Raw genomic sequence first — 10,148 nt, forward strand, 5'->3', positions numbered from 1 at the left:
CCCTTCCTCCGCTGGCGCCGCGCCTACCTCGGCCCGGAAGCCCCCCGCGCCGCGTCCCCGGCACCCGCCCCGGCCCAGGTGCCCGCCCCGGAGCCGAGCCAGGGGCCGGAGGTCTTGCCCCGGCCGTCCGGGCGGAGCGTGGAGACGGCGGATCGGTAGGCTCGCGGCATGGTGCAGAGCAGCGCGGCCGACGTCGACACGTACCTGGCCGAGGTGCCCGAGGAGCGGCGCGCGGCCCTGGTCCGGCTGCGGGAGCTGTGCCGTACGGAACTGTCCGGCTTCACCGAGGCGATGGCGTACGGCATGCCCGCGTACGAGCGGGACGGCCGGGGCGAGTTCGCCTTCGCCTGCCAGAAGCAGTACATCTCGCTCTATCTGACCCGGACCGATGTCCGCGAGGCCTTCGCGGACCGGCTCGCGGGACACGACATGGGCAAGGGCTGCCTGCGCTTCCGGCGGCCCGAGCAGATCGACTTCGTACTCGTACGGGATCTGCTGCGGGCGGTCGCCGCGCGGCCGGGCGAGATCTGCTGACCCACCGGCCGTAGCGCCCCCGCGAGGACCGCCCGAGAAGGGTGCGTCATCCGAATGGGCCATCTTGACGCGGTGCTCGGCGTGGGGGCTTGCACATCATGTGCAAGGGGAGACGCACCGACGAAGGGCTCCCATGAACACACTCGCCGTCAATTTCACGCAAGGTCTCAACGACGCGTGGTCCAAGATCGCGCAGTTCGTGCCGAAACTCCTGGGCTTCCTGGTCGTCCTGGCCATCGGCTGGCTCGTGTCCAAGCTGATCGTCCGGGTTCTCGACCGTGTGCTGCGCAAGGTGGGCTCGGAACGGCTCGCGGAACGGTCCGGCGCGGCTCGGATGCTGGAAGGCTCGAAGTTCGATCTGACGGGCCTCGTCTGCAAGATCATCTACTACGCGCTGATGCTGATCACGGTGCAGCTCGCCCTCGGCGTCTTCGGCCCCAACCCGGTCAGCGCGATGATCAACGGCATCGTCGCCTGGCTGCCGCGCGGCATCATCGCCGTCGTCCTCGTGGTGGTCGCCCTGGCCATCGCCAACGCGGTCAAGTCGATCGTCGCCAACGCCCTGTCCAGCACCTCGTACGGCGACACCGTCGCGAAGATCGTCTGGGCCTGCATCGTGGTCCTCGGCGCGATGGCGGCCCTCGGCCAGGCGGGCATCGCCACCTCGGTGACCCAGCCGCTCCTCGTCGCCGCGCTCGCGGCCGTGGCCGGAATCCTGATCGTCGGTGTCGGCGGCGGCATGATCACGCCGATGCGGCAGCGCTGGGAGCGGTGGCTGGACTCCGCGGAGCGTGAGACGGCCCGCACCCGCGGCGGGGTCTCGGACTACCAGGCCGGCCGCGATGACGCCCTGACCAACCAGCCCGCGCAGGAGCGCGAGGAGTACCGCGGCCGCCCGGAAGCCTGATCATCAGGCGGCACCAGTTCATCCCCGCATGCCCGGGGTCCGGGTCAGTCCCGGACTCCGGGCAGCAGTTTGTGCGCGTGCACGAGCCAGGTGATCGCGGTGAGGCGACACACGGCGTAGTCGTGTCCCACCGGCTCCCGCCAGTCGATCTCGGTGAGGGCGTCGAGGAAGCCGAGCGCGTAGTCGGACAGCCGCTCGGGGTCCGGACGTCGCGGTTCAAGCGCGGCTCCCGCGGCGGAGAGCCGTTCGCGAACGTCGGCCACGTGCTGATCGACCCGCGCTACGAAGGCGGGCTCGAACGCGAACTCCGCGAAGCGTGGTCTGTACGCACTGCTGATCTCGGCCAAGGAAAACACACTTCAACCGTAGGCTCGGCCGGCCCCATAAATCACCTATTCAGCGGATGAATTCGGTCACGCCGGCCGTTCCGTCGGGCCACCCGCGGCAGCGCCACCCGCGGCAGCGCCACCCGCGACAGTGCCACCCCCGGCAGTGCCTCACACCCTCCAGGAACGCAGCCGCGCCGCCGTCGCGCGCAGCGAGAGGCCGCCGTCGCGGATCCCGGCGACCAGGGCGGGCATCGCCCCGGCGGGCGGTTTGACGCTCTCGCCGGAGTCCCGCAGGTAGCGCAGCGCGAGGGCGCTGCCGACCAGGCCGTTGTAGTCCCGCAGCGGCCGGGTGGTGACGAACATCTGCAGCAGCACCGCCGCCCGCACGGGCACCTCGACGTAGAACGGCTCGCCCGCGTGCAGCTCGTACGCGTGCCGGTGGACGGCGGAGGCGAGCGCGCCCCAGTCGTCGACGCCGACCTCGCGCCCCGAGCGGCGCTCGAACCGTGCCAGTGACTCCTCGATCCAGCGGGCGTCGATGCGCAGGAACATCAACGAAGACCCGCCTCGAAGGCGTCCTCGAACTCGCCGAGCAGTTCGGTCAGGTCGTCCACGAGCCCGGAGACGAACGCGTCCCGCGCGGGGTCGACGTCCTCCTCCACGAGCCCGGACACATACGCCTGCACGCTGAGACCGCGCCGGTCCGCGTTGGCCTTGGCCAGTGCGTGTGTCTGGCTCGGCAGGCGGACGTTCAACTGCTTGTGGTCGGTGGCCATGACGGCAGGCTAGCAAGGAGCTAGCAGGCCACGGAAGCGATCGGCGGCGGTGCGCCCCGGCGCGCACCGGTGCGCCGTGAGGGAGTCAGCCGAGCAGCGGCCCCGCCGCCGCGTCGAGTACGGAGTCGATACGTCGCCATGTCTCCATGTCACGTTCCAGGGGCGGGAGTTCACGCCCGCGCCCCAGGTTCCAGGAGGTCGCGACCGTGACCGGGTCGGTGCCGCTGACGGCCGACCCGGCGAGCGCGGCGGCGCCGAGCGCGACCAGTTCGGTCGCCTCCGGCAGCACGAGGGGCCGGCCGGAGAGGCGCCGTACGGTCTCCACCCAGGTACGGCCCCGCGCGCCCCCGCCGACAAGGCGCAGCGGCAGCGCGGCCGTGTCCTGTGCGGCCGGGTCGAGGCGGCAGGCGGCGAGCAGCGCGTCGAGGGCGCGCAGCACCGTGAACACCGCGCCCTCGTACGCCGCGCCGAGCAGTTGCCCGGACGTGGTGGCGTGCCGCAGACCGGTCAACAGGCCGGTGGCGTGCGGCAGATCGGGGGTGCGCTCACCGTCCAGGTAGGGCAGCAGCACCGGGCCGCCGCCGAGTTCGGCCCGCTCCCGGTCGAGGCCGAGCAGCTGGGCGACCTTGTCCACGGCGAGCGTGCAGTTCAGGGTGCAGCCGAGCGGCAGATACGCGCCGTCGGCGGAGGCGAAGCCGGCCACCTCGGGCACGGCGGGCCGGGTGCGGCTCGCCGCGAACACGGTGCCGGAAGTGCCGAGGCTGACCACGGGGTGGTCGAGCAGCCCGGCGCGGCCCAGGCCTAGGCCGACCGCGGCGGCCATGTTGTCACCGGTGCCGACCGCCACGGGAATCCCGGCGGGCAGCCCGAGTTCCGCGGCCGCCGCTGCGGTCAGCACACCGGCCCTGTCGCCCCCGCCGGGCGCCACCGGCGACAGCAACTTCTCGTCCATGCCGGTCAGTTCGAGCAGTACGGGGTCGTAGCCGCCGTCGGCCGTGGAGTACCAGCAGGTGCCCGACGCGTCGCCCGGATCGGTGACGGCGGTGCCGCAGAGCCGTTCCGTGAGGAAGTCGTGCGGCAGCCGCACCGCCGCGGCGGCCTCGGCGACGCGGGGCTCGTGCTCCCGCAGCCACTGCCACTTGGTCGCGGTCATCGAGGCCACCGGCAGCACCCCGGTACGGGCCAGCCAGCCGTCCGCGCCCAGCTCCTCGGTGAGGGCGCGGGCCTGCGGCGCGGAACCGGTGTCGTTCCACAACAGCGCGTCGTGCAGCGGCCGTCCGGCCCGGTCCAGCACGACAAGGCCGTGCTGCTGACCCGCTACCGCGATCCCGCTCACGGCACGCGCCGGCACCCCGGCCGAGCGCAGTCCGTCGGCGACCGCCGAGGCCAACGCCCGCCACCACAGCTCCGGATCGGTACGGCGCGCACCGTCCGTGCCGGTCACGGTGTGCGGGGCGCGGCCGAGGGCGAGCAGGGCGCCGGAGTCGACGTCGACCACGGCCGCCTTCGTCGACTGGGTCGAGCTGTCCACGCCGATGACCACGGGACCCGTACGCCCACCGCTCGCGGGACCACCGGGACCGGGGCTGCTCGTCATCGCGTACCTCCACCTGCGGTCTGTCGGGGGTTTTGGGCGCGCGTAGAACAAATGCCTTCGCACGTCGCCGGAGTGTCGGGATCCGGGGGTTCGAAGTCAAGGATCCCGGAAGGGGCCGAGTACTTCAAGGGTGGAGGAAGCGGAGCGGGGCGCCGCACGGCTCTGGTGCGCGGGGCGTCGGTGGAGTATTAGTAAGGCGAGAAAACAAATGTGAGAGAACGAATACCAGAGAACACGTACCAGAGAACACATACATCTCCGCGACGAAGGGGCCACCATGACGGACCGCTTCACCCCGACTCCCGACGACAAGTTCACCTTCGGCCTGTGGACCGTGGGCTGGCGGGGCGTGGACCCGTTCGGCACGGCCACCCGGCCGGCGCTCGACCCGGTCGAGTCCGTCGAACGGCTCGCGGAACTCGGCGCGTACGGCGTGACGTTCCACGACGACGACCTGATTCCCTTCGGTGCCTCCGACGCCGAGCGCGAGGCCGTCGTCAAGCGGTTCCGCGCCGCCCTCGAGGCCACCGGCCTGAGGGTGCCGATGGCGACGACCAACCTGTTCACGCACCCCGTCTTCAAGGACGGCGGCTTCACCGCCAACGACCGCGACGTACGCCGCTTCGCGCTCCGCAAGACGCTCCGCAACATCGACCTCGCCGTCGAACTCGGCGCCACCACCTATGTCGCCTGGGGCGGCCGTGAGGGTGCCGAGTCCGGCGGGGCCAAGGACGTGCGGCTCGCCCTCGACCGGATGAAGGAAGCCTTCGACCTGCTCGGCGAGTACGTCACCACCCAGGGCTACGACCTGCGCTTCGCCATCGAACCCAAGCCCAACGAGCCGCGCGGCGACATCCTGCTGCCCACCATCGGCCACGCCCTCGCCTTCATCGAGCGCCTGGAACGCCCCGAACTCGTCGGCGTGAACCCGGAGGTGGGCCACGAGCAGATGGCCGGACTGAACTTCCCGCACGGCATCGCGCAGGCCCTGTGGGCGGGCAAGCTGTTCCACCTGGACCTCAACGGCCAGTCGGGCATCAAGTACGACCAGGACTTCCGCTTCGGCGCCGGAGATCTGCGGCAGGCGTTCTGGCTCGTCGACCTCCTGGAGGACGCCGGATACGCGGGGCCGAGGCACTTCGACTTCAAGCCGGTGCGTACCGACGGGTTCGACGGGGTGTGGGAGTCCGCGAAGAACTGCATGCGCAACTACCTGATCCTCAAGGAGCGTTCGGCCGCCTTCCGCGCCGACCCGGCCGTGCAGGACGCGCTGCGCGACTCCCGCCTCCACGAACTCGCCCAACCCACCGCCCCCGACGGCCTCTCGGGTCTGCTCGCCGACCGGGCCGCGTACGAGACGTTCGACGTGACCGGCGCCGCCGAGCGCTCCATGGCCTTCGAGCGCCTCGACCAGCTCGCTCTGGAGCATCTGCTCGGGCTCGCGTGAGGTGACCCTGCGCGGCGGCGGTGGTCCTTGTGCGTTCGGTTAGTTCGCCGTGCGTTCCGCGTACGTCAGCGGGTCTGCCAGTACGTCCCGGATCACGAGGGCCGCCGCGCCGCGTGCCGCGTCGCCCGACGACGAGGACGCCCGGAGCCGGCCGCTCTCCCGCGACCACAGGCCCGACACCACGCGCCGCTCCAGGCACGCGCCGATGGGCGGGGCGAGCCACGGGAACAGGGGGCGGTACGTGCCGCCCAGGACGACCGCGTCCGGGTCCATCAGGTTCACGGCGCTCGCCAGCACCAGGCCGAGGGTGTGCCCGGCGCGCGTGAGGGCCGCGACGGCCCGTTCGTCGCCGCGCAGCGCCCGTCGCTCAAGCTCCACCACACCGGGCTGCCCCGCGTCCTCGGCGATCCCCGCGCCGCGCAGCAGCGCCGCCTGCCCCGCGTACTGCTCAAGGCAGCCGTGGGCGCCGCAGCGGCACAACGGGCCGTCCTCGTCGACGACCACATGCCCGATCTCGCCCGCGAACCCGTGGGCGCCGCGCAGGAGTTCACCGTCGAGGACCAGTGCGCCGCCGATGCCGATCTCGCCGGTGAGGTAGAGGAAGCTGCGGAGCCCGCCCTCGCTCGTGGTGCCGGTCCCGCTCTCGCCGGTCCCGCCCTCGCCGCTGTCGTCGGCGCCGAACCACAGCTCCGCGAGGGCCGCGGCGTCGGCCTCGTTGCCCGAACCGACCGGCAGCGCGCGGGGCGTCGGCGTGGTGCCCGGCCGCAGGCCTTCGCCGGACAGGGCCTGGGCGAACAGCCCTTCGGCGGCGACCCGGCTCCAGCCCAGGTTGGGGGCCTGCCGCACGGTGCCGCCCGAGATCAGTCCCGGCAGCGCGAGATGCGCGCCCGCGGGCACCAACTCCTGTGCCGCCGCCGAGTCCAGGGCGTGCGCGGTGATCCGGGCGGCGCGGGCGAGGACCTCGGCGGGCGGCGCTCCCCGGTTGTCGAGGTGCTCGCTCAGGCGCACCCGGTCCGTGCCCGCGAGGTCGACGACGCACACCGTCACGTAGTCGATGTTGATCTCCACGCCGACCCCGGCGAAGCCGGTGCGCGCCACCTTGAGGACCGTGCCGGGCCGCCCCGCCTGACCGCTGAACGACTTGCCCGACTCGGTCAGGAACCCGCGCTCCAGGAGCTGCTCGGCAAGGGAGGAGACCGCCGCCCGCGTCAGGCCCGAACGCCCGGCCACCGCCGCCCGCGTGGTCTCGCCCGCGTCGTGCACGGCCCGCAGCACGAGGCTCAGGTTGTGCCGCCGCACGGTGGCTTTGTCGGCCTTGGGTTCGAGCGGTGCGCGGTTGTTCCTCATCGTGCCGCCGAGCCTAGCGGGCACCGCACGCGCCGGCCGCTCACGCCAAGTTCCGTACGCATGCGGTGAGCAGCGACGACAGTTGGTCCACCGTGTCGGACGGCAGGCCCGCGATCATTCGCTCCTCCACGTCGAGGACGACCCGGTCCGCCCGGTCGAGCACGGCCCGGCCCTCCGCGGTGAGCGTCACGGGCAGCGCCCTTCCGGTACTCGGCCGGGCCGCCACCGAGACGAGTCCGGCCGTCTGGATCCCGGCGAGCACGCCGCGCAGCGACTGGCGGGTGACGAACGTACGGCGCGCGAGCTCGGCGGCCGGGGCGCCCGGAGCGTCGGCGAGGGCGTGCAGCAGCGCGTACTGCGCCATCGAGAGGCCGTGTTCGCGCAGCCGCTCCTCGCACGCTCTGCGGAACGCCTGATCCAGCTGCTTGACCTGATAGCCGATGCGTTGGCCGACTTCCGCTTGACTCATGACAGGAACCTTACACAGAATGCCGAACAGCTGTGTAAGGAACCTGACACTTGAGGAGGGTCACCATGCCGGAGTCCACCGAGGTCACCGCCACCACCATCGCCGTCGGCGCGCCCGTGGCGACGCTGATCAACGTCTTCACGGTCGCCCCCGACCGTCAGCGGGAACTCGTCGACCTGCTCGTACGGGCCACGGAGGACGTGATGCGGCATCTGCCCGGGTTCATCGCGGCCAACATCCACACCGGCGACGACGGCACCCGGGTCGTCAACTACGCCCAGTGGCAGAGCGAAGCGGCGTTCCGCGCGATGCTCGACCACCCGGACGCCCAGGTGCACATGCGCCAGGCCGCCGCGCTCGCCGACGCGTTCGACCCGCACCTCTACCAGGTGGAGTCCGTGCACCACAGCTGAGCGTCCAGGGCATCCGGGATCAGCGCGTGAGCCACCGGTGCAGCGCCTCGTGAACGCTGTACGGGAGCGCGCTGAGCTGCTCGATGGCGTCCCGGTCGCCGGGGGAGGGGGCGATTCCGGCCGCCGTGAGTGCGGCGTTCAGGTCGAGTCGCCGTAGATCGCGCGGGTCCAGCGGGGAGCGCAGCCGGTGTGCCGGGTTCGGCGGCGGGAGCAGGAAGTCGTCCTGCGGTCCGTACTGCGGTCCGCCCGGTGCCGTGCGCTGCGGTTCGTCCTGCGGCCAGGTCCGGAACGTCGAGTCGGCTACATGAGGGGCAGTCATCGTGATCGTGTCCACAACGCTCTCCTTCGAATGCGGATGCCGTCCTGGACGGCACCGCATGAGAGGCGCGACCGGGCCGCCCCGGTTGCGGAAACGGGCGGGGTTCACACGGTGGATGCAATCCGGCGGTTTATCGCACTCGTCGCGGGCGGACAGGGGCCCCTCCGATGGGCCCGGCGGGGGCGAAGGCGGGGTGGCCGCCCCTTCGTAGCGCCGATAGCGTCAGCGCATGGATCAGGATGAACGGCGGCTGCACTCCTCCTCGTTCGGCGCGGCGGCGGTCGCCTACGCCGAGCACCGTCCCAACTACGCGCAGACAGCTGTGAGTTGGGCCATCGAGCCCGCGCCCGGCACGCGCGTGCTCGATCTCGGCGCCGGTACCGGCAAACTGACCGGCACGCTGGTCGCGCTGGGGACCGAAGCCGTCGCGGTCGAGCCCGACCCGGCGATGCTGGCCGAACTGCGCCGCGCACTACCGGGAGTTCGTGCCCTGGCGGGCAGCGCCGAGGAGATTCCGCTGCCGGACGCGTCCGTCGATGTCGTCCTGGCCGGGAACGCCATGCACTGGTTCGACATGGCCGTCGCCGGGCCCGAGATCGCCAGGGTCCTCGCGCCCGGTGGCATTCTGGCCGGCCTGTGGAACGTCATGGACGACCAGGTCGACTGGGTCGCCGGGCTCGCACGGGTCAGCGGCAGCGCGGCCATCGGCCCGCGTGACACACCCGCGAGTTGGCGCGCCGAGACGGCCCGTATGCACCTCCCGCCGGCCGGAGGCCCCGCCCGGTTCGGCTCGCCGGAACAGCAGGTGTTCGCGCACGGGCAGCGCCGTACCGCCGACTCCCTGGTGGCGACCCTCGCGACGCGCGCGGGCATGCTGGTCATGCCGGAACAGGAACGGGAGGCCGCGCGGGCCCGGATCCGCGCCTACCTCGGGAGCCGGCCGGAGACCGCCCACGGCGAGTTCACGCTCCCGATGCAGACCGCTGTACTGCGCGTGCGGCGGAGCTGAGCGGCGCAGAGGGAGGCGTTCCTAGCAGATGTCTTCGAGCGCGGTGTCCGTCATCTCCGCCTTCGTGAAGCCGAACGGCTTGACCAGGCGCAGGAGTTCACCGCTCTTCTTGATTTTTCGCAGCTCGGTGTCGAAGGCGTCGCGCAACTCCCGCTGATCGCGCGCGAAGGCGAACGCGCCCGCGTTGTGCACGGGTCGCCCGCCGGACGTCGGCTGCACCGGACGTGAGACCGCCACCTCGGAGTCCTTCTTGGCGAGCGCCCGGACATCCAGATGCGTACCGGCGAACGCGTCCGCCCGGCCCGTGGATACGGCCGCGAGACCGGCCTCCGGGTCCACGAGCGGCAGAATGTCCTTCACCCCGGCCTCCCTCGCGTACTCCAACTGCTGCGAGCCCGCGGCGCACGCCAGCTTGAACCCGTCCTGCCGCTGCACCCGCGCCACATCGGCGTACGAGGTGACCGTCGCGGCGCCGCGCCGCGCGGTGAGGAACGCGTCCCGTAGCTCGAAGTGCGGGGTGGCGAACAGCACTTGACGGCAGCGGTCCGGGGTGACGTACAGACCGGTGGCGATCACGTCGAAGTGGTCCACGCCGAGGCCCGCGATCAGCATTTCGAACGGTGTGGTCGCCGCCTGCGTCCGCCGGACCCCGAGGCGCTTGAACACGGCCGCGGCGACCGCCGGCCCGACACCGGTCGCATGGATGTCGCTGCCGGCGTACCCGTCGACGTACCCGTAGGGCCGTTCGTCGGCGATGCCGAGCCTGACGACGCCCTTCTCCCGCAGGGCGGCCAGGAGGCCACCGGGCTTCGGGTCCTCGGTGCCGCCCGGCCCGTCGTCGACGTTGAGCCGGTACGCGGTGACGCCCGCCCCCGCCGTGACGGTCAGCCCTGCGGCCACACCGAGCAGGTGGCGCCGGGTGAGTGGGGCGCGGGGCGGGGGAGCGGAAACGGGTGCGGTCGTGGCCGGGAGTACGGGTGCGGTCGGGGGTACGGAGTCGG

At 72.2% G+C, this 10,148-nt stretch carries 13 protein-coding genes; 5 read left to right on the forward strand and 8 right to left on the reverse strand.

What is annotated here, in order from left to right; genetic code table 11:
• Positions 1-168: 168 nt before the first annotated feature.
• Positions 169-534 (forward strand): iron chaperone, encoded by a 366-nt coding sequence (locus GUY60_RS27370; RefSeq protein WP_161702494.1) that lies wholly within the window; start codon positions 169-171, stop codon positions 532-534.
• A 133-nt stretch (positions 535-667) separates the two neighbouring features.
• Positions 668-1,441 carry a mechanosensitive ion channel family protein gene (locus GUY60_RS27375; RefSeq protein ID WP_161702496.1) on the forward strand — a complete coding sequence of 258 codons (774 nt, stop codon included), beginning with the start codon at positions 668-670 and terminating at the stop codon, positions 1,439-1,441.
• A 44-nt stretch (positions 1,442-1,485) separates the two neighbouring features.
• On the opposite strand, the gene GUY60_RS27380 is transcribed toward GUY60_RS27375, so the two are convergent.
• The 4 genes from GUY60_RS27380 to xylB all read right to left on the reverse strand — a co-directional run bounded on the left by GUY60_RS27380 (position 1,486) and on the right by xylB (position 4,143).
• A complete protein-coding gene (locus GUY60_RS27380) occupies positions 1,486-1,797 on the reverse strand; it encodes a DUF6401 family natural product biosynthesis protein (protein ID WP_161702498.1) in 312 nt (103 codons plus the stop codon).
• A 141-nt stretch (positions 1,798-1,938) separates the two neighbouring features.
• A complete protein-coding gene (locus tag GUY60_RS27385; protein ID WP_161702500.1) occupies positions 1,939-2,322 on the reverse strand; it encodes a hypothetical protein in 384 nt (127 codons plus the stop codon).
• Positions 2,322-2,546, reverse strand: a complete 225-nt coding sequence (locus tag GUY60_RS27390; RefSeq protein WP_161702502.1) for a hypothetical protein — start codon at positions 2,544-2,546, stop codon at positions 2,322-2,324. The genes GUY60_RS27385 and GUY60_RS27390 overlap by 1 nt, the downstream gene beginning before the upstream one ends.
• 85 nt (positions 2,547-2,631) lie before the next feature.
• The gene (gene xylB / locus GUY60_RS27395) at positions 2,632-4,143 is read right to left on the reverse strand and encodes a xylulokinase (RefSeq protein ID WP_161702504.1); all 1,512 of its coding nucleotides are present in this window, start codon (positions 4,141-4,143) and stop codon (positions 2,632-2,634) included.
• A 277-nt stretch (positions 4,144-4,420) separates the two neighbouring features.
• Here xylB and xylA point away from each other — a divergent pair, with 277 nt between their 5' ends.
• Complete coding sequence (gene xylA, locus GUY60_RS27400; protein ID WP_161702506.1) at positions 4,421-5,590, forward strand: xylose isomerase; 1,170 nt, start codon at positions 4,421-4,423, stop codon at positions 5,588-5,590.
• Between the two features lie 39 nt (positions 5,591-5,629).
• Here xylA and GUY60_RS27405 read toward each other — a convergent pair whose 3' ends face one another.
• Complete coding sequence (locus tag GUY60_RS27405; protein WP_161702508.1) at positions 5,630-6,937, reverse strand: ROK family protein; 1,308 nt, start codon at positions 6,935-6,937, stop codon at positions 5,630-5,632.
• Positions 6,938-6,977: 40 nt separating this feature from the next.
• Positions 6,978-7,406 (reverse strand): MarR family winged helix-turn-helix transcriptional regulator, encoded by a 429-nt coding sequence (locus GUY60_RS27410; RefSeq protein ID WP_161702510.1) that lies wholly within the window; start codon positions 7,404-7,406, stop codon positions 6,978-6,980.
• Positions 7,407-7,471: 65 nt separating this feature from the next.
• Between GUY60_RS27410 and GUY60_RS27415 the strand changes: the two genes are divergently transcribed.
• Positions 7,472-7,819: an antibiotic biosynthesis monooxygenase family protein gene (locus GUY60_RS27415; protein ID WP_161702511.1), complete on the forward strand. Its 348-nt coding sequence runs from the start codon at positions 7,472-7,474 to the stop codon at positions 7,817-7,819.
• Between the two features lie 19 nt (positions 7,820-7,838).
• Here GUY60_RS27415 and GUY60_RS27420 read toward each other — a convergent pair whose 3' ends face one another.
• Positions 7,839-8,153, reverse strand: a complete 315-nt coding sequence (locus GUY60_RS27420) for a hypothetical protein (protein WP_312866440.1) — start codon at positions 8,151-8,153, stop codon at positions 7,839-7,841.
• A 214-nt stretch (positions 8,154-8,367) separates the two neighbouring features.
• Here GUY60_RS27420 and GUY60_RS27425 point away from each other — a divergent pair, with 214 nt between their 5' ends.
• Positions 8,368-9,147: a class I SAM-dependent methyltransferase gene (locus GUY60_RS27425; protein ID WP_161702513.1), complete on the forward strand. Its 780-nt coding sequence runs from the start codon at positions 8,368-8,370 to the stop codon at positions 9,145-9,147.
• 21 nt (positions 9,148-9,168) lie between these two features.
• Here GUY60_RS27425 and ehuB read toward each other — a convergent pair.
• Positions 9,169-10,148: ectoine/hydroxyectoine ABC transporter substrate-binding protein EhuB (ehuB, locus tag GUY60_RS27430; RefSeq protein WP_161702515.1), on the reverse strand; the 980-nt coding region annotated here is incomplete at its 5' end.

It is taken from the genome of Streptomyces boluensis (assembly GCF_009908195.1).
In the GTDB taxonomy this organism is placed as follows: Bacteria; Actinomycetota; Actinomycetes; order Streptomycetales; family Streptomycetaceae; genus Streptomyces; species Streptomyces boluensis.